The following is an 18,953-nucleotide window of genomic DNA, read 5'->3' as shown; positions in this document are numbered from 1 at the left end:
TTTAACCTGAGCAGCGGTCATATGGCCGCGGCTCTTATTTTGAAGAAATGAGACCAGCAGGGGCATCCGGGCTGGTACCCGGACTATCTGCGTGATCCCTGGCGACTCGGTGCAGTCGGCGAATTGATACATTCGCTGAACCGCCGTGTGAGTTTGCCTTGGTGTCGACGTCGATGGTGTCCCCTAACCGAGGGTGACCAAGCATGCAAGAAAGCGTGATGCAGCGCATGTGGAACAGCGCCCACCTTTCCGGTGGTAACGCTGCCTATGTGGAAGAGCTCTATGAGCTTTACCTGCACGACCCTAACGCTGTGCCAGAAGAGTGGCGCACCTACTTTCAGACGCTGCCTGCAGAAGGTGGCACTGCCAACGATGTATCGCACTCTACGGTTCGCGATCATTTCGTGTTGCTGGGCAAAAACCAGCGCCGCGCCCAACCGGTCTCCGCCGGTAGCGTGAGCAGCGAGCACGAGAAGAAGCAAGTCGAAGTCCTGCGACTGATCCAGGCATTCCGTATGCGCGGCCATCAGGGTGCGCAACTCGATCCTCTGGGTTTGTGGAAGCGTACTGCGCCAGCTGACCTGTCGATCAACCATTACGGCTTGACCAACGCTGACCTCGATACCACCTTCCGTGCCGGCGACCTGTTCATCGGCAAGGAGGAGGCGAGCCTACGCGAAATCGTCGAAGCCTTGCAGAAGACATATTGCCGCACCATCGGTGCCGAGTTCACGCATATCGTGGATTCGAACCAGCGCAACTGGTTCATGCAGCGCCTCGAAAGCGTGCGTGGCCGTCCAGCATACTCCGCCGACATTCAGAGCCATCTGCTCGAGCGCGTCACCGCGGCTGAGGGGCTGGAAAAATACCTGGGCACCAAATACCCGGGCACCAAGCGTTTCGGTCTGGAAGGGGGCGAAAGCCTCATCCCGATGCTGGACGAACTGATCCAGCGTTCCGGTTCCTACGGCACCAAGGAAATCGTTATCGGCATGGCCCACCGTGGCCGTCTGAACGTGCTGGTCAACACCTTCGGCAAGAACCCGCGCGAGCTGTTCGACGAGTTCGAAGGCAAGAAGAAGGTCGAGCTGGGTTCCGGTGACGTGAAATACCACCAGGGCTTCTCGTCCAACGTGATGACCACCGGTGGCGAAGTTCACCTGGCCATGGCGTTCAACCCGTCTCACCTGGAGATCGTTTCTCCGGTGGTCGAGGGCTCCGTGCGCGCGCGTCAAGACCGCCGCAACGACACCACGGGTGAGAAGGTTCTGCCGATCTCCATCCACGGTGACGCTGCGTTCGCAGGCCAGGGCGTGGTACTCGAAACCTTCCAGATGTCGCAGACCCGCGGCTTCAAGACCGGTGGCACGATTCACATCGTGATCAACAACCAGGTCGGTTTCACCATCAGCAACCAGGAAGACTCGCGCTCCACCGAGTACGCGACCGACGTTGCCAAGATGATTCAGGCGCCGATTCTCCATGTGAATGGCGATGACCCTGAAGCCGTACTGTTTGTGACCCAGCTGGCCATCGACTACCGCATGCAGTTCAAGCGTGACGTGGTGATCGACCTGGTCTGCTACCGTCGTCGCGGTCACAACGAAGCGGATGAGCCAAGCGGCACCCAGCCACTGATGTACCAGCAGATCGCCAAGCAGCGCACCACCCGTGAGCTGTATGCCGATGCACTGGCTGCCGGCGGCATCCTTGCGGCCGAAGCGGCTCAGACCAAGGTCGACGAGTACCGCAACGCGCTGGACAACGGCATGCACGTTGTGAAGAGCCTGGTCAAAGAGCCTAACAAGGAACTGTTCGTCGATTGGCGTCCATACCTGGGCCACGCCTGGACCGCACGTCACGACACCCGTTTCGACCTGAAGACCCTGCAGGAACTGTCGGCCAAGCTGATGGAACTGCCGGAAGGCTTCGTGGTTCAGCGTCAGGTCCAGAAGATCTACGAAGACCGCCAGAAGATGCAAGCCGGTGGCCTGCCGATCAACTGGGGTTATGCCGAAACCATGGCCTACGCCACGCTGGCGTTTGAAGGTCACCCGGTGCGTATCACCGGTCAGGACGTCGGTCGCGGTACGTTCTCGCACCGTCACGCCGTGCTGCACAACCAGAAAGACGCCGCTACCTACGTGCCTCTGCAGAACCTGTATGCCGGTCAGCCTCGCTTTGACCTGTACGACTCGTTCCTGTCGGAAGAAGCGGTACTGGCATTCGAGTACGGCTACTCGACCACCCAGCCAAATGCGCTGGTGATCTGGGAAGCCCAGTTCGGTGACTTCGCCAACGGTGCACAGGTCGTGATCGACCAGTTCATCACCAGCGGCGAGCACAAGTGGGGCCGTCTGTGCGGTCTGACCATGCTGTTGCCTCACGGCTACGAAGGTCAGGGTCCGGAGCACTCTTCGGCACGTCTGGAGCGTTACCTGCAGCTGTGCGCCGAGCACAACATTCAGGTGTGCATGCCGACCACCCCGGCCCAGATCTACCACCTGTTGCGCCGTCAGGTGATTCGTCCGCTGCGCAAACCGCTGATCGTGCTGACGCCGAAGTCGCTGCTGCGCCACAAGCTGGCCATTTCGACCCTTGAGGATCTCGCCGAAGGTTCGTTCCAGACGGTTATCCCGGAAATCGACACCCTCGATCCGGCCAAAGTGACTCGCCTGGTTCTGTGCAGTGGCAAGGTCTACTACGACCTGCTGGAAAAACGCCGTGCCGAAGGCCGCGAAGATATCGCCATCGTGCGTATCGAGCAGCTCTACCCGTTCCCGGAAGACGACCTGATGGAGGCCATTGCGCCTTACACCAACCTGACCAACGTGGTCTGGTGTCAGGAAGAGCCGATGAACCAGGGCGCCTGGTACAGCAGCCAGCATCACTTGCGCCGCAGCATTGGCAACCACAACCGCAACCTCGTTCTTGAGTATGCCGGTCGTGATGCTTCTGCCGCGCCTGCTTGTGGCTACGCTTCGATGCACGCCGAACAGCAGGAAAAACTGCTGCAAGACGCGTTCACTGTTTAACGCCTTCGCGCACTAGAAACCGAATTAAGGAATTACAGACAATGGCTATTGAGATCAAAGCCCCCTCTTTCCCGGAATCCGTTGCCGACGGCACCATTTCCAAATGGCACAAGCAGCCGGGCGAAGCGGTAAAACGTGACGAGCTGCTGGTCGACATCGAAACCGACAAAGTCGTGCTCGAAGTGCTGGCCGAAGCCGACGGCGTTCTGGCTTCCATCGTGAAAGGCGAGGGCGACACCGTCCTGTCCAACGAACTGATCGCTACTCTGGACGCAGGCGCCACTGCATCGGCTGCTCCGGCTGCCGCTGCTGCTCCGGCTGCTGCACCTGCCGCCGCCCCAGCCGCCGCTCCGGCTCCGGCTGCTGGCGACGAAGACGCCATCGGCGCTCCGGCTGCGCGCAAGCTGGCCGAAGAAAACGGCATCAACCTGTCCAGCGTCAAAGGCACTGGCAAAGATGGTCGCGTGACCAAGGAAGACGTGGTCGCTGCCATCGAAGCGAAGAAATCCGCTCCGGCTGCTGCACCTGCTGCCAAGCCTGCCGCCGCACCGGCTGCTCCTGTGTTCGCCGCTGGCGACCGCACCGAGAAGCGCGTTCCGATGACTCGTGTTCGTGCCACCGTTGCCAAGCGTCTGGTCGAAGCTCAGTCGAACATGGCGATGCTGACCACCTTCAACGAAGTCGACATGACCGAAGTCATGGCGCTGCGTTCGAAGTACAAGGATCTCTTTGAGAAGAGCCATAACGGTGTGCGTTTGGGCTTCATGTCGTTCTTCGTCAAGGCGGCCACCGAAGCGCTGAAACGCTTCCCGGCTGTCAACGCGTCGATCGATGGCACCGACATCGTCTACCACGGTTATGCCGACGTCGGCGTTGCGGTCTCCAGCGACCGCGGCCTGGTGGTACCGGTTCTGCGTAACGCCGAGCACATGAGCCTGGCTGAAATCGAAGGCGGCATCGCCACCTTCGGCAAGAAAGCCCGTGACGGCAAACTGTCCATCGACGAGATGACCGGTGGTACCTTCACCATCACCAACGGTGGTACTTTCGGTTCGATGATGTCGACTCCGATCGTCAACCCGCCACAAGCGGCCATCCTGGGCATGCACAACATCCTGCAGCGCCCTATGGCGATCAATGGTCAGGTTGTCATCCGTCCGATGATGTACCTGGCGCTGTCCTATGATCACCGCTTGATCGACGGCAAAGAAGCTGTGACCTTCCTGGTGACCATCAAGAACCTGCTGGAAGATCCGGCTCGTCTGTTGCTGGACATCTAAAAAGCAGCCCCGAGCTGCAAGCTTCAAGTCAGAAGCAGAGCGGCGTGTGGCTCGGGGAGCTTTGATTGCCCTTATGTACAAGTCGCGAGTTGAATCTGCAGATCAACGCAGATCAGCTTGCAGCTTGCAGCTTAAAGCTTGTAGCTAAAGGAACTTTGTTATGTCCCAGAAATTCGACGTGGTAGTGATTGGCGCAGGCCCTGGCGGTTATGTGGCCGCCATCAAGGCTGCGCAACTTGGTCTCAAGACTGCCTGCATCGAGAAGTATCAGGATAAAGAGGGCAAACTGGCCCTCGGCGGTACCTGCCTGAACGTAGGTTGCATCCCGTCCAAGGCGCTGCTGGACAGCTCCTGGAAATTCTACGAAGCCAAGAACCAGTTCAACGTTCATGGCATCTCGATTTCCGGCGACGTGCAAATGGACGTGGCCGCGATGGTTGGCCGCAAGTCCCAGATCGTCAAAGGCCTGACCGGCGGCGTTGCCAGCCTGTTCAAGGCGAACGGCGTCACTTCCCTGCAAGGTCACGGCAAGCTGCTGGCCGGCAAGAAAGTTGAGCTGACCAAGCCTGACGGCACCACTGAAGTCATCGAAGCCGACAACATCATCCTGGCGTCCGGCTCGCGTCCGATCGACATTCCACCGGCTCCGGTCGATCAGAACGTCATCGTCGACTCCACCGGCGCTCTGGAATTCCAGGCCGTGCCTGAGCGTCTGGGCGTGATCGGCGCTGGCGTCATCGGCCTGGAACTGGGTTCGGTGTGGTCGCGTCTGGGTTCCAAGGTCACCGTTCTGGAAGCGCTGGAGAAGTTCCTGCCGGCCGCTGACGAAGCCGTTTCCAAGGAAGCGCAGAAGACGTTCACCAAGCAGGGTCTGGACATCAAACTGGGCGCTCGCGTGACCGGTTCGAAAGTCAACGGCAATGAAGTGGTCGTCAACTACACCGACAAAGACGGTGAGCAGAACATCACCTTCGATCGCCTGATCGTGGCCGTGGGCCGTCGTCCGGTGACCACCGACCTGTTGGCCTCCGACAGCGGCGTCGACATCGATGAGCGCGGTTTCATCTTCGTCAACGATCAGTGCGAGACCAGCGTTCCTGGCGTCTACGCGATCGGTGACGTGGTTCGCGGTCTGATGCTGGCGCACAAGGCGTCGGAAGAGGGCATCATGGTCGTCGAGCGCATCAAGGGTCACAAGACCCAGATGAACTACGACCTGATCCCTTCGGTTATCTACACTCACCCGGAAATCGCGTGGGTCGGTAAAACCGAACAGACCTTGAAGGCCGAAGGTGTCGAGGTTAACGTCGGTCAGTTCCCATTCGCGGCCAGCGGCCGTGCCATGGCAGCGAACGACACTGGCGGTTTTGTCAAAGTCATCGCTGATGCCAAGACTGACCGTGTACTGGGTGTACACGTTATTGGTCCAGGCGCGGCAGAACTGGTTCAGCAGGGTGCGATCGGCATGGAATTCGGCACCAGTGCCGAAGACATCGGCATGATGGTGTTCTCGCACCCAACGCTGTCCGAAGCCTTGCACGAAGCTGCTCTGGCAGTGAATGGCCACGCCATCCACATCCAGAACAAGAAAAAGCGCTAACAAAAGACGCTAAGAAAAACCACGACGGACCGCCCGTCGCAGGCCTTGTTCGCAGGGCCTGCCGCGGAAGGTTGGTCGGACTCGAACTCCCGGCGGATTTCACTCCTGCGTTCACATGCAGGCGTGCGACCTTCCGGGAGAAGCGGTCACAGGTGGTGCGGCACGCATAGACGAGCAGCACCGAAGCGCAGTACCTAACGAAGACGGTAATAAGCATGAATCTTCACGAGTATCAGGGTAAGCAGCTGTTTGCTGAATATGGCCTGCCAGTATCCAAGGGCTTTGCAGTAGACACCCCGGAAGCAGCAGCAGAAGCGTGCGACAAGATCGGCGGAACCGAGTGGGTTGTCAAAGCCCAGGTTCACGCAGGTGGTCGCGGTAAAGCGGGCGGCGTAAAGCTCGTCAAGAGCAAAGAAGACGCAGCTGCGTTCGCTCAACAGTGGTTGGGCAAGCGTCTGGTCACTTACCAGACTGATGCCAACGGTCAGCCAGTCACCAAGATCCTGGTTGAATCCTGCACTGACATCGCCAAAGAGCTGTACCTGGGCGCTGTAGTCGATCGTTCGAGCCGTCGTATCGTGTTCATGGCTTCCACCGAAGGTGGCGTGGACATCGAGAAAATCGCTCACGACACGCCTGAGAAGATTCTCAAAGCAACCATCGACCCACTGGTTGGCGCTCAGCCATTCCAGGGTCGCGAGCTGGCATTCCAGCTGGGTCTGGAAGGCAAGCAGGTTGCGCAGTTTGCCAAGATCTTCGTCGGCCTGGGCAAGCTGTTCCAGGACCACGACCTGGCCCTGCTGGAAGTGAACCCGCTGGTGATCAAGGCTGACGGCGATCTGCACTGCCTCGACGCCAAGATCAACATCGACGCCAACGCCATGTATCGTCAGCCAAAGCTGAAGACTTTCCACGACCCATCGCAAGATGACCCGCGTGAAGCCCATGCTGCCAAGTTCGAACTGAACTACGTCGCACTGGAAGGCAACATCGGCTGCATGGTCAACGGTGCTGGCCTGGCCATGGGTACCATGGACATCGTCAACCTGCACGGCGGCAAGCCAGCCAACTTCCTCGACGTAGGTGGTGGCGCTACCAAAGAGCGCGTGACCGAAGCGTTCAAGATCATTCTGTCCGACACCAACGTCGCTGCAGTACTGGTCAACATCTTCGGCGGCATCGTTCGTTGCGACATGATTGCCGAAGGCATCATCGGTGCGGTGAAAGAAGTTGGCGTGAAAATCCCGGTTGTTGTTCGTCTGGAAGGCAACAACGCTGACCTGGGCGCTAAAGTACTGGCGGAAAGCGGCTTGAACATCATCGCTGCAACCAGCTTGACCGACGCTGCTCAACAAGTTGTCAAAGCTGCGGAGGGCAAATAATGAGCGTCCTGATCAATAAAGACACCAAAGTTATCTGCCAGGGCTTCACCGGCTCGCAAGGTACTTTCCACTCCGAACAAGCCATCGCCTACGGCACCAAGATGGTTGGCGGCGTGACCCCAGGCAAAGGTGGCACCACTCACCTGAACCTGCCAGTGTTCAACACTGTTCGTGAAGCCGTAGAAACCACTGGCGCTACCGCCAGCGTTATCTACGTACCGGCTGCGTTCTGCAAGGACTCGATCCTGGAAGCAGCGTTCGGCGGCATCAAACTGATCATCTGCATCACCGAAGGTATCCCTACCCTCGACATGCTGGATGCCAAGGTCAAGTGCGACGAGCTGGGTGTTACCCTGATCGGCCCTAACTGCCCAGGCGTGATCACTCCGGGCGAGTGCAAGATCGGCATCATGCCAGGTCACATTCACTTGCCAGGTAAAGTCGGTATCGTGTCGCGTTCCGGCACCCTGACTTACGAAGCTGTGAAGCAGACCACTGATGCCGGTTTCGGTCAGTCGACTTGCGTGGGTATCGGTGGTGACCCGATCCCGGGCTCGAACTTCATCGACATCCTGAAGCTGTTCCAGGAAGACCCGAAGACTGAAGCGATCGTGATGATCGGTGAGATCGGCGGTTCGGCTGAAGAAGAAGCGGCTGCCTACATCAAGGCAAACGTGACCAAGCCGGTTGTTTCCTACATCGCGGGTGTGACTGCTCCTCCGGGCAAGCGCATGGGCCACGCAGGTGCAATCATCTCCGGCGGTAAAGGCACTGCAGACGAGAAATTCGCTGCGCTGCAAGACGCAGGCGTGAAAACCGTGCGTTCGCTGGCAGACATCGGCAAGGCTTTGGCTGAGCTGACCGGTTGGGAAGTGAAGAAGGCCTGATTGCCTTTGATCGCTGACTGATCGACAAAAGCCACCTTCGGGTGGCTTTTGTGTTTCTAGAGCTTTGGTATGGGTTTGCGTGAATATCCGTTGCTGCGGTGATGGCTACCTACGGTTCCGCCCTTACGGCGGGTCACTTTTGGCAAGAGCGCCCCAAAAGTAACCAAAAACGCTTTGCTCCGGGTTTGGCCCTGACTTCGTCAGGGTTCCCTCTCTCCGGCGACGCTCCGTGGGCCCGCGCCGAACGGACATCCATGTCCTTGCGGCGCTCTCGCGGCATCCATGCCGCTCGACCCACTCCGCGCCGCCTGCGTTCGGCCTGCACCCAAGTCGCGTTCTGCGGCGTCTGATCTTCCGTGTTCGAAGAGCAACGGCATCTGGCTGGAGCTAACGCTCTTCGCGGCTTGATGCCGTGCGCAAGTCTTTATGTTGTGCGCGGTCTCTCCTGTAGGAGCGAATTCATTCGCGAAAAATGTTCAGGCGCCAGAGATGCATCGTCGTCCTCCCGATTCGCGAATGAATTCGCTCCCACAGGTCGAGGCTTGTGCTTGCCTTCACGTCGACTGCTTCATCCCAGAAAAAAGACTTCGCTGTAGGACATTTCCGAAATGCGACGCGAACGTGCGTTCAGCGGTCGCTCTGCCCTGTATTAGTGCGGCAAATAGGGTAGGCTACGCGCCATTTTGCAGGTCTGGCCCTCATAAGGGGCTACGGCATGCGGCGGGTCTGTCTCAGAAGGATGGGCCGCATTTCCCTCGACCCTTTGGGAAATCCTCTTCTTAATTCCGATTCAGCAGTGTGGTTTCTTTGATGAAAGTGTTGAAAGGTCAGGACATCCTGGCACTGGGTTTCATGACGTTTGCGTTGTTCGTGGGGGCTGGCAATATCATTTTCCCCCCTATCGTTGGCTTGCAGGCCGGTCCTCATGTGTGGATGGCGGCGCTGGGCTTTCTCGTCACGGCTGTCGGCCTGCCTGTGGTCACGGTGATTGCGCTGGCCAAGGTGGGCGGCGCGATGGACACGCTGAGCAGTCCCATCGGCAAAGTGGCCGGGACGATTCTGGCGGCGGTCTGTTATCTGTCGGTGGGTCCTTTGTTCGCCACCCCGCGCACCGCGACGGTGTCGTTCGAAGTGGGGCTGGCGCCGTTGACTGGCGAAAGCCCGCTGGCGCTCTTCCTTTATAGCCTCGTGTATTTCCTGCTCGTGTTCTGGGTCTCGCTGTACCCCGGCCGTTTGCTGGACACCGTCGGGCGTTTTCTGGCGCCCTTGAAAATCATCGCACTGGCCGTGCTGGGCATCGCTGCGTTCGCCTTGCCTGCGGGTGAGGTCGGGACGGCACAGCCTGCGTATGTGGCGGCGCCGTTCTCCCAGGGGTTCATCAATGGTTACCTGACCATGGACACACTCGGTGCGCTGGTCTTTGGCATCGTCATCGTCAACGCGATCCGCTCCCGTGGCGTCGAATCGCCACGGCTGATCACCCGCTACGCGATCATCGCGGGGTTGATCGCCGGGGTAGGGCTGGCGCTGGTGTACATCAGCCTGTTTCGTCTGGGCTCCGGCAGTCATGCCGTCGCCGCGACGGCCACCAACGGCGCCGCGGTGCTCCACGCTTACGTTCAGCACACCTTCGGTTCGCTGGGCAGTGGTTTCCTGGCGGTACTGATTTCGCTGGCCTGTCTGGTCACGGCGGTGGGGCTGACCTGTGCCTGCGCCGAGTATTTCAGCCGCGTGTTGCAGCTGTCTTACAAAACCCTGGTGATCCTGCTGGCCGCGTTCTCGCTGCTCGTGTCGAACCTCGGCCTGACCAAACTGATCCAGTTCTCCATCCCGGTTCTCACGGCGATCTATCCGCCGTGCATCGCACTGGTAGCCTTGAGCTTCTGCAAGGATTTCTGGCAGGCGCAGGGGCGTGTCGTTGCGCCGGTGATGTTGGTGTCGTTGTTGTTCGGGATGATCGATGCGATCAAGGGGTCGGGACTGGGTGAATACCTGCCTGACGCGGTGGCGCATCTGCCGTTGAGCGAGCAGGGGTTGGCGTGGTTGATTCCATCGCTGATCACGTTGTTCGGTGCGTTCGTGATCGATCGTGTGCTCGGCAAGCGCAGCGAAGCGCTGGCGTAAAGGGTAGGGCGGCACAGGCGCAGAGTCGCGGGGTTGCCCACTTTCTCGAAATAAAAATAAAGCCCGCCAAATGCGGGCTTTATTTTTTGGAAACTTTGGAACTTACGGCTTAGTTGGTGCAGGCGTTTGCTGATTGGTCTCTTTGGCGCGCTCTTGAGCGGCTTCGGCATTCTTCTGCGCAGCTTCCTGACTTTCTTTGGCGGCGTCGTTCACTTTGTCCTGAGCCTTCTGCATCGACTCTTGAGACTGCTGGGCTGCCTTGTTGGCATCCTGTTGTTTATCCTCGGATTTTTTGTCGCAGGCGGCGAGGCCCAAGGTGGCTGAGAGCATGAGGGCAATGGCTAAAGTCTTACGCATGGGGTGTTTCTCCTTATTGAATATCTACGAGCCTTCGAACGCACGCTTATAACGTTAGTTCCATAATTGAGCAGGATTAATGAGTGCCTGTTTCAGCCACGTTACGGCGCGTCTACACCACGCGGGTTAATCTTTTTTGCTGCGTTATTCCCGGCGCTTCACACAGAAACCCATTCACTCATGACACGTGAAGATTGTGATTCCCTGCCTCACAGGCTCTTGAAATCCCCCGCCCAGCCCCCACCTTGATGACAACCCGTCGTCCAGCCCCGGCAGACGCTCTGGACGGCCATCCCTATTTGTATGGACTGATTGGAGTTTGATGACCATGAGTGTGGAAACTCAAAAGGAAACCCTGGGCTTCCAGACCGAGGTGAAGCAACTGCTGCACCTCATGATCCATTCGTTGTACTCGAACAAGGAGATCTTCCTCCGCGAGCTGATTTCCAACGCCTCCGACGCCGTGGACAAGCTGCGCTTCGAAGCGCTGTCCAGTCCGGAGTTGCTGGAAGGTGGCGCCGAGCTGAAAATCCGTGTGAGCTTCGACAAGGACGCGCAAACCGTCACCCTCGAAGACAACGGCATCGGCATGAACCGCGACGATGTGATCACCCACCTGGGTACCATCGCCAAATCCGGCACTGCTGATTTCATGAAGAACCTGACCGGTGATCAGAAGAAGGACTCGCACCTGATCGGTCAGTTCGGCGTGGGCTTCTATTCGGCCTTCATCGTCGCCGACAAGGTGGACGTGTACAGCCGTCGTGCCGGCACACCTGCCAGCGAAGGCGTGCACTGGTCTTCGAAAGGCGAGGGCGACTTTGAAGTGGCGACCGTCGAGAAGGCCGATCGTGGCACCCGTATCGTGCTGCACCTCAAACCGGCCGAAAACGAATTCGCTGACGGCTATCGTCTGCGCAACATCATCAAGAAGTACTCCGACCACATCGCCCTGCCGATCGAATTGCCGAAAGAGCAGAACGCCGTGGAAGGCGAGCCTGCGCCAGCGGAAGAATGGGAAACCGTCAACCGCGCCAGCGCCCTGTGGACCCGTCCTCGCACCGAGGTGAAGGACGAGGAATACCAGGAGTTCTACAAGCACATCGCCCACGACTTCGAGAACCCGCTGAGCTGGAGCCACAACAAGGTAGAAGGCAAGCTTGAGTACAACTCGCTGCTGTACGTCCCGGCCCGTGCGCCCTTCGACCTGTATCAGCGTGAAGCGCCGCGTGGTCTGAAGTTGTACGTGCAGCGCGTGTTCGTCATGGATCAGGCCGAGTCGTTCCTGCCGCTGTACCTGCGCTTCATCAAGGGTGTGGTGGACTCCAACGACCTGTCGCTGAACGTGTCTCGCGAAATTCTCCAGAAAGACCCGATCATCGATTCGATGAAGTCCGCACTGACCAAGCGCGTGCTGGACATGCTGGAAAAACTGGCGAAGAACCAGCCGGAAGAATACAAAGGCTTCTGGAAAAACTTTGGTCAGGTAATGAAAGAAGGCCCGGCCGAAGACTTCGCCAACAAAGAGAAGATCGCCGGCCTGCTGCGTTTCGCCGCGACCTCCGACGAGACTGGCGAGCAGAGCGTGTCGCTGGCTGACTACTTGGCACGCGCCAAGGAAGGTCAGGACAAGATTTACTACCTCACTGGCGAAAGCTATGCGCAGGTCAAGAACAGCCCGCACCTGGAAGTCTTCCGCAAGAAAGGCATCGAAGTGCTGCTGCTGACCGACCGAATCGACGAGTGGCTGATGAGCTACCTGAGCGACTTCGACGGCAAGGGTTTTGTCGACGTCGCCCGTGGCGATCTGGACCTGGGCAAGCTGGACTCGGAAGAGGACAAGAAGGCTCAGGAAGAAGTCGCCAAGGACAAGGAAGGTTTGATCGAGCGCCTGAAAGCCGCCTTGGGTGATGCCGTCAGCGAGGTGCGCGTTTCTCACCGCCTGACCGATTCGCCTGCGATTCTGGCCATCGGCGAGCAGGACCTTGGCCTGCAGATGCGCCAGATCCTGGAAGCCAGCGGCCAGAAAGTGCCGGACTCCAAGCCAATCTTCGAATTCAACCCGACTCATCCATTGATCGGCAAGCTGGACAACGAACAGAGCGAAGACCGCTTCAGCGAGTTGTCGCACATCCTGTTCGATCAGGCTGCGCTGGCGGCGGGTGACAGTTTGAAAGACCCGGCGGCGTACGTGCGCCGTTTGAACAAGCTGTTGGTCGAGCTTTCGGTATAACGTCGAAACCCGTCAAAACCCGCTTCGGCGGGTTTTGTCATTTGATTCCCCCACATTCTCAAAAGCAGGAGTCAGCAATGAGCAACGTTACTGTGCAGTCCGTGGTGTATCAGATTGACGGCCAGAATTACGAAAGTCGTCTGGTGTTCAGCGAGGGCGCAACAGCGGCTCCGGGTTTGGTCATGGCGCCAAACTGGATGGGCATCAGCGAAGACGCCGAGCAGATCGCCAAGCAAGTGGCCAGCAAGGGTTATGTGGTGTTGTTGGCTGACCTGTACGGGCAGGGCGTGCGTCCGACCAATGCCGATCAGGCGATCGCCGCGATGGGACCGCTGAAGACTGATCGCACGCTGTTGAACAAGCGCATGCAGGCCGCGTTGGATCAATTGACCGCTCAATCCACGGCTACCGTGGACACGGGCCGTCTGGCGACCTTCGGCTTCTGCTTCGGCGGTTGCTGTGCGCTGGAACTGGCGCGCACTGGCGCTCCGCTGAAGGCTGCGGTGTCGTTCCACGGCACGCTGGACACCACCAACCCGGCCGATGCCAAGAACATCAAAGGCAAAGTGCTGGTGCTGCACGGCGCGTCCGACCCATTGGTGCCGAAAGAGCAGCTGCCTGCGTTCGAAGCGGAAATGAATGCGGCCAACGTCGACTGGCAATTGCTGAGTTACGGCGGCGCGTTCCACTCGTTCACCGATCCGCACGCTAACAACCCGGGCGTCCAGATGTACAACCCGACCGTGTCGAAGCGCGCGTTTATCGCGATGCACAACCTGCTGGATGAAGTCTTCCAACAGCAGCTTTAAGCTTCAAGCTGCAAGTCAGATGCGCGCCGCTCCGACTTGCAGCTTGCAGCTCCCAGCTGCCTTTATCTGCTCTTCGGAAGCTCGATCCGCGCCACTTCGCCTGGCACGGTTGGCCAATCTCCTGCCGCCCATTTCGCCCGCGCCTGATCGATCAGCGCCGGGTCGCTGGCGACGAAGTTCCAGTTGATTCGCCGTGGCCCATCCAGCGGCGCGCCGCCGATCAGCACCGCGTGGGATTCACTGTTCGCGCACAGGGTCGGCTCGGTCCCGGGCTCCAGCACCACCAGCGTGTGAGGCGCCACCGGTTCGCCGTCCAGCGCCATGTCCCCTTCAATCACGTACAACGCCCGCTGCTCATGTTCGGCCGGGATCAGCACGGTCGTGGCCGTCTGCATGGTGAGCTCGGCATACAGCGTCGGTGACAGTACGGGGACGGGCGAGGTCAGGCAGAAACCGGAGCCCGCAATCATCCGGATGGCGATGCCCATGCCGTCGCTGACGGGCAGGCTATCGGCGGGATGATGGCTGTAATGGCCGGCACCCTGCTCATGTTCTTTGGGCGAGGCGAGCCAGACTTGCAGCCCGTGCAGGCGTGAGCCGCTGTCGTGCAGCGCCTGCGGGGTGCGTTCGATGTGGGCGATGGCGCGACCTGCCGTCATCCAGCTGACGTCGCCGGGCTTCACGTGTTGATCGCTGCCAAGGCTGTCCTTGTGATGAACCTCGCCCTCGAAGAGGTAAGTCAGGGTCGACAAGCCAATGTGAGGGTGCTGGCGGATGTCCATGCCGGTGCCGGGCGCGTAGGTCGTTTCCAGCATGTGATCAAAAAACACGAAGGGGCCGACGCTGCGGCATTGCGCAGAGGGCAGGGGGCGGAGGATTGGCTGGCCTTCGACGTCTTCTGCGCGGGGTGTGATGGTCAACATGTCAGGGCTCTCGATGAACGTGGCAACAGAGTACGCAGCATAAACCGTGGCGTCTGGATCGTCTGTGCTTCGGCAGAAGCGCTTGTGCATGAAAAAGGCGCCTCGAGAGGCGCCTTTTTCACATGCGGGGATCGGCTCGAATCACTTGCCGGTCCAGCGCTTCATCACCAGCGTAGCGTTAGTGCCGCCGAAGCCGAAGCTGTTGCTCATGACCAAGTTCAGCTCCGTGTTTTCACGGGTCTTGGTCAGGATCGGCAGGTCAGCGACCGCCGGGTCCAGCTCGTCGATGTTCGCCGAACCGGCCATGAAGTTGCCTTCCATCATCAGCATGCAGTAGATCGCTTCGTGAACGCCTGCGGCGCCCAGGGAGTGACCCGACAGGCTCTTGGTGGAGCTGATGGCCGGCGCGTCGGTGCCGAACACTTCACGCACGCCTTTCATTTCCGCGACGTCGCCGACCGGAGTCGAAGTGCCGTGGGTGTTCAGGTAGTCGATCTTGCCGTCAACAGTGGCCAGCGCTTGCTGCATGCAGCGGATGGCGCCTTCGCCGCTTGGGGCGACCATGTCGTAGCCGTCGGAGGTCGCGCCGTAACCGACCAGTTCCGCGTAGATTTTCGCGCCGCGAGCCAGAGCGTGTTCCAGCTCCTCGACCACGACCATGCCGCCACCGCCCGCGATCACAAAACCGTCACGGTCTGCATCGTAGGCGCGGGAGGACTTTTCAGGGCTTTCGTTGCGCTTGGTCGACAGGGCGCCCATGGCGTCGAACAGGAACGATTGGCTCCAGTGTTCTTCTTCACCACCACCGGCGAAAACGACATCCTGTTTGCCCAGCTGGATCTGTTCCATGGCTGCGCCGATGCAATGCGCGCTGGTGGCGCAGGCGGACGCGATGGAATAGTTCAGGCCCTTGATCTTGAACGGCGTCGCCAGGCAGGCCGAAACGGTGCTGCTCATGGTGCGGGTCACGCGGTACGGACCGACGCGCTTGACGCCTTTTTCGCGCAGGATGTCCAACGCTTCCATCTGGTTCAGGGTCGAAGCGCCACCAGAACCGGCGATCAGGCCGGTGCGCGGGTTGGACACTTGCTCTTCGGTCAGACCGGAGTCCTTGATCGCGTCCTGCATCGCCAGATAGGCGTAGCCGGCAGCGTGGCCGACGAAGCGGACAACCTTGCGGTCGATCAATCGCTCAAGGTTTTTATCGACCGACACCGGCTCTTCGCCTGGCACGTTCAGATCGACGGAACCGGACACCTGGCTGCGCAGGCCCATTTCGGCATATTCCGGGTTGAAACGGATGCCAGGGCGGCTTGCACGCAGGTTGGCGGAAACGGTGTCTTTGTCATTGCCCAAGCAGGAAACAATGCCCAGACCAGTGATAACGACGCGGCGCATGCGAATACCCTTAGAAATTGTCAGTGGAGGTGAACACGCCGACCCGAAGGCCTTCGGCGGTGTAGATTTCGCGGCCGTCGACACTGACCGAACCGTCAGCGATGGCCAGGTTCAGCTTGCCTTTGAGGACGCGCTTGATGTGAATGTTGTAGGTGACCTTCTTGGCGGTCGGCAGGACCTGGCCGAAGAATTTCACTTCGCCCGATCCCAGCGCACGGCCGCGGCCCGGCAGGCCTTGCCAGCCCAGGAAGAAACCGACCAGTTGCCACATGGCGTCGAGGCCCAGGCAGCCTGGCATCACCGGATCGCCTTCGAAGTGACAGCCGAAGAACCACAGGTCTGGAGTGATATCCAGTTCGGCGACCAATTCACCTTTGCCGAACTTGCCGCCTTCTTCACTGATATGAACGATGCGGTCCATCATCAGCATGTTAGGGGCGGGCAGTTGCGCGTTACCTGGGCCGAACAGCTCACCGCGACTGCAGCGCAGCAAGTCTTCCCGGGTAAAGGCGTTTTGTTTGGTCATGCGAGCTCCTCGATAATCCTGTGCGGCAGGGTGTGGCAGTTCTTACCCAATCTGGCCATGAGGGTTGATCCCCCGCTGGCAGCCTACTCATAGACTATTGCGTTGTGGTGAAAGTCACAGCACAGGCGAAATGAATGTACACCTGTGCACTGAAATTGTCCGTCCGCGCGTTGTCGCGGGTCGATCACGGCACACAAGACTGCCGCAATTTATCATTTATCGCCAGTCGCAGATGGCTTAATGGTCAGCCAGCGCTGTAAAACCTGCTGTAAATCAGCACGTTTGAAGGGTTTGGCCAGGTAATCGTTCATGCCGGATTGCAGACAAAGGTCGCGATCGCCGTGCCGGGCATTGGCGGTCAGCGCGATGATGGGCAGCGTGTCGAGGCCCGGAAGTTCGCGAATCCGTCGTGTCGCTTCATAGCCGTCCATCACCGGCAGGCGGCAATCCATCAGGATCAGCGCGTATTTTTCCTTGCTGGCCATACTGACCGCTTCGGCGCCATCGCCGGCCACACTCACCTCCAGACCCAGGCTGCGCAACATGGCTTCGACCACGGTGCGATTGACCGGGTTGTCTTCGACCAACAGGACGCAGCCGTCGCGCTCCGCAGGCAAGTCGCCCACGGTGCCAGCCAGCGGGGGTGGCTCTTCCTGATGCACCCGCTGCAACGGAATTTGCAGGGTAAACACCGAGCCGATGCCTTCGCTGCTTTCGGCCTCCAGCGACCCGCCCATGCGCTCGGCCAGGTTTCGCGCGATGGGCAGGCCCAGGCCGGTGCCGCCGTAGCGTCGGGAGATCGAGTTGTCGGCTTGCTGAAAAGCATCGAACATCGATTCCAGCAATTGCGCTGAGATACCGATGCCACTGTCACGCACGGCGCAGGTAAAGAGGATGTGCTGGCTGTCCTGCTCGTGCCATGAGGTCTCGATCCGCACGCTGCCAAATTCGGTGAATTTCAGGGCGTTGCCGATCAGGTTCACCAGAATCTGCCGGATACGGGTGGGGTCGCCCTTGACCCGTAACAGATCAAGCCCCGACGACAAGTCGAGCTCCAGTGCCAGTCCTCGCTGTTGGGCGTTGTGGGCAAACGCCTGCACCGAGGTGGCGATCAGGTCGGCGAGACCGAAGGAAATGTTCTCCAATTCCAGGGCATCACGTTCGAAGCGAGAGAAATCGAGGATGTCATTGATGACCCGCAGCAGGTGCTCCGTGGACTCGGTGGCGAGGGACGCGTATTCGGCCTGCTCCTCGGTCATCTTCGTGGTTTCCATCAGTTGCAGCATGCCCAACACACCATTCATGGGGGTGCGCAGTTCGTGGCTCATCATGGCGAGAAATTCCGATTTTGCGCTGTTGGCCCGCTCGGCTTCTTCCCGGGTGCGGATCAACTCGTCCATGGCTTTTTTCTGTTCGCGGCTGGCTTTCTCCAGCCCCAGCGCCAAGTTGTTGATGTGTCGCGCCAGATCGCCCAGTTCGGCGTCATCCGCCACCGGCAACGGCGCGGTGTAGTCGCCATGCTGAATGGCTTTTACGGCGTCGCTCATGGCACTGATTGGCTGGGACAGGCTCAGTGACAGGCGCCGCGCCAGGATGTAGGTAAACAGCAGGGCGAACAGCGCGAGGATGCCGGCTTTCAGAAGGATTTCCTGCTCGCGTACGTTGAACGCATCGCTGGACATGCCCACCAGCACGCGTCCGAGGTAGTCCTCGACCGGCACGCTGGTGAGGTCGTCGGCATCGTCGAGGCGATCGCTTTCGTTCTTGATCCGCTGCAACCGGATAGGCGCCTGAAAGACTTCAATCTGCTGGGCGTGAAGGGTCTCGGTCGCCTGCTCCACGTGTACCAACACCCTCCCGGCGCTGTCCTGAACTTCAAGAAAGCGCACGTGGGGCGTGTTCATGGTGGCTTTCATCAGGCTTTCGAGCACGTCATCGTTGCCCACGATCACGCCGTACTCGGACGCTGGGGCAAGCTGATTGGCAATCAACTGTCCGGTGTGGGTCAGCTCCTGACGCAAGTCCTGAATACGAACCACGGTAAAGAAACTGATCAGCAACAGGGTCAGCAGCAGGGCAGGGCCGAGGCTGAGAATCTGCGTGCGGGTGCTGATGTTCCAGCCACGTTGCGAGGTCACGGCCGGACTCCTGTGGTCATGCGTGTCGCCATCGAATGTTCGGAGCCGGGATCGGGAAATGGGGTGGGGTCATGGGCTGATCTCATCGGAAAGCGCCCTAACGATAGCTCATTGGCGCCGCAGTGGAATTTTCATCCGGTGCGCGCATCTTAAACGAGCCGTAGGCGATTTCCTCATAAAGAGTAGGGCATCGGCTTATGTGATGCGTCGTGGTGTTTTGCCGCTGGTGGCGGGCACAGCGCTCCGTATAATGCTGGCATC

General features: G+C 59.4%; 13 protein-coding genes. 8 read left to right on the top strand and 5 right to left on the bottom strand.

The genetic code is table 11. The annotated features are described in order from the left end of the window. The first annotated feature begins 203 nt into the window (after positions 1 to 203). The 6 genes from AAEO81_RS20485 to brnQ all read left to right on the top strand — a co-directional run bounded on the left by AAEO81_RS20485 (position 204) and on the right by brnQ (position 10,308). Entirely contained in the window at positions 204 to 3,035 is a 2,832-nt protein-coding gene (locus AAEO81_RS20485; protein ID WP_166598538.1) for a 2-oxoglutarate dehydrogenase E1 component, read from the top strand. Between the two features lie 41 nt (positions 3,036 to 3,076). Continuing rightward, positions 3,077 to 4,315, top strand: coding sequence for a 2-oxoglutarate dehydrogenase complex dihydrolipoyllysine-residue succinyltransferase (gene odhB / locus AAEO81_RS20480; protein WP_166598539.1), 1,239 nt, complete (start codon positions 3,077 to 3,079; stop codon positions 4,313 to 4,315). A gap of 160 nt (positions 4,316 to 4,475) precedes the next feature. Further along, positions 4,476 to 5,915: a dihydrolipoyl dehydrogenase gene (gene lpdA / locus AAEO81_RS20475; RefSeq protein ID WP_341958774.1), complete on the top strand. Its 1,440-nt coding sequence runs from the start codon at positions 4,476 to 4,478 to the stop codon at positions 5,913 to 5,915. A gap of 215 nt (positions 5,916 to 6,130) precedes the next feature. Next, positions 6,131 to 7,297, top strand: a complete 1,167-nt coding sequence (gene sucC, locus AAEO81_RS20470) for an ADP-forming succinate--CoA ligase subunit beta (RefSeq protein WP_166598541.1) — start codon at positions 6,131 to 6,133, stop codon at positions 7,295 to 7,297. Continuing rightward, complete coding sequence (sucD, locus tag AAEO81_RS20465; protein ID WP_166598542.1) at positions 7,297 to 8,184, top strand: succinate--CoA ligase subunit alpha; 888 nt, start codon at positions 7,297 to 7,299, stop codon at positions 8,182 to 8,184. Before sucC ends, sucD begins: the two co-directional genes overlap by 1 nt. A gap of 810 nt (positions 8,185 to 8,994) precedes the next feature. Next, positions 8,995 to 10,308 (top strand): branched-chain amino acid transport system II carrier protein, encoded by a 1,314-nt coding sequence (brnQ, locus tag AAEO81_RS20460; protein WP_341958772.1) that lies wholly within the window; start codon positions 8,995 to 8,997, stop codon positions 10,306 to 10,308. A gap of 102 nt (positions 10,309 to 10,410) precedes the next feature. Here the strand turns inward: brnQ and AAEO81_RS20455 are convergent, their stop codons facing one another. Next, positions 10,411 to 10,665, bottom strand: a complete 255-nt coding sequence (locus tag AAEO81_RS20455) for a hypothetical protein (RefSeq protein ID WP_166598597.1) — start codon at positions 10,663 to 10,665, stop codon at positions 10,411 to 10,413. Between the two features lie 328 nt (positions 10,666 to 10,993). Between AAEO81_RS20455 and htpG the strand changes: the two genes are divergently transcribed. Together htpG and AAEO81_RS20445 are read left to right on the top strand one after the other, a co-directional pair. Next, a complete protein-coding gene (gene htpG / locus AAEO81_RS20450) occupies positions 10,994 to 12,898 on the top strand; it encodes a molecular chaperone HtpG (protein WP_341958771.1) in 1,905 nt (634 codons plus the stop codon). Positions 12,899 to 12,975: 77 nt separating this feature from the next. Further along, on the top strand, positions 12,976 to 13,707 hold the full coding sequence (locus AAEO81_RS20445) for a dienelactone hydrolase family protein (RefSeq protein WP_341958770.1): 732 nt from the start codon (positions 12,976 to 12,978) through the stop codon (positions 13,705 to 13,707). A gap of 62 nt (positions 13,708 to 13,769) precedes the next feature. Here AAEO81_RS20445 and AAEO81_RS20440 read toward each other — a convergent pair whose 3' ends face one another. From AAEO81_RS20440 to AAEO81_RS20425, 4 genes are all read right to left on the bottom strand, one after another. Then, positions 13,770 to 14,645 carry a pirin family protein gene (locus tag AAEO81_RS20440; RefSeq protein WP_341964580.1) on the bottom strand — a complete coding sequence of 292 codons (876 nt, stop codon included), beginning with the start codon at positions 14,643 to 14,645 and terminating at the stop codon, positions 13,770 to 13,772. Between the two features lie 126 nt (positions 14,646 to 14,771). Next, positions 14,772 to 16,028: a beta-ketoacyl-ACP synthase I gene (gene fabB / locus AAEO81_RS20435; RefSeq protein WP_341958769.1), complete on the bottom strand. Its 1,257-nt coding sequence runs from the start codon at positions 16,026 to 16,028 to the stop codon at positions 14,772 to 14,774. Between the two features lie 10 nt (positions 16,029 to 16,038). After that, positions 16,039 to 16,554: a 3-hydroxyacyl-[acyl-carrier-protein] dehydratase FabA gene (gene fabA / locus AAEO81_RS20430; RefSeq protein ID WP_166598593.1), complete on the bottom strand. Its 516-nt coding sequence runs from the start codon at positions 16,552 to 16,554 to the stop codon at positions 16,039 to 16,041. Between the two features lie 212 nt (positions 16,555 to 16,766). Next, the gene (locus tag AAEO81_RS20425; RefSeq protein WP_341958768.1) at positions 16,767 to 18,692 is read right to left on the bottom strand and encodes a response regulator; all 1,926 of its coding nucleotides are present in this window, start codon (positions 18,690 to 18,692) and stop codon (positions 16,767 to 16,769) included. Positions 18,693 to 18,953 lie beyond the last annotated feature (261 nt).

This window comes from Pseudomonas sp. RC10 (assembly GCF_038397775.1).
Lineage (GTDB): Bacteria > Pseudomonadota > Gammaproteobacteria > Pseudomonadales > Pseudomonadaceae > Aquipseudomonas > Aquipseudomonas bambusae.
The sequence above is the reverse complement of the archived record's forward strand: the minus strand, read 5'-3'. Positions and strand labels throughout refer to the sequence as shown.

Coding starts and splice junctions, on each gene's coding strand:
- brnQ (WP_341958772.1), top strand. CDS start 8,995: ATGAAAGTGTTGAAAGGTCAGGACATCCTGGCACTGGGTTTCATGACG.
- sucD (WP_166598542.1), top strand. CDS start 7,297: ATGAGCGTCCTGATCAATAAAGACACCAAAGTTATCTGCCAGGGCTTC.
- AAEO81_RS20485 (WP_166598538.1), top strand. CDS start 204: ATGCAAGAAAGCGTGATGCAGCGCATGTGGAACAGCGCCCACCTTTCC.
- htpG (WP_341958771.1), top strand. CDS start 10,994: ATGAGTGTGGAAACTCAAAAGGAAACCCTGGGCTTCCAGACCGAGGTG.
- AAEO81_RS20455 (WP_166598597.1), bottom strand. CDS start 10,665: ATGCGTAAGACTTTAGCCATTGCCCTCATGCTCTCAGCCACCTTGGGC.
- odhB (WP_166598539.1), top strand. CDS start 3,077: ATGGCTATTGAGATCAAAGCCCCCTCTTTCCCGGAATCCGTTGCCGAC.
- fabB (WP_341958769.1), bottom strand. CDS start 16,028: ATGCGCCGCGTCGTTATCACTGGTCTGGGCATTGTTTCCTGCTTGGGC.
- fabA (WP_166598593.1), bottom strand. CDS start 16,554: ATGACCAAACAAAACGCCTTTACCCGGGAAGACTTGCTGCGCTGCAGT.
- lpdA (WP_341958774.1), top strand. CDS start 4,476: ATGTCCCAGAAATTCGACGTGGTAGTGATTGGCGCAGGCCCTGGCGGT.
- sucC (WP_166598541.1), top strand. CDS start 6,131: ATGAATCTTCACGAGTATCAGGGTAAGCAGCTGTTTGCTGAATATGGC.
- AAEO81_RS20445 (WP_341958770.1), top strand. CDS start 12,976: ATGAGCAACGTTACTGTGCAGTCCGTGGTGTATCAGATTGACGGCCAG.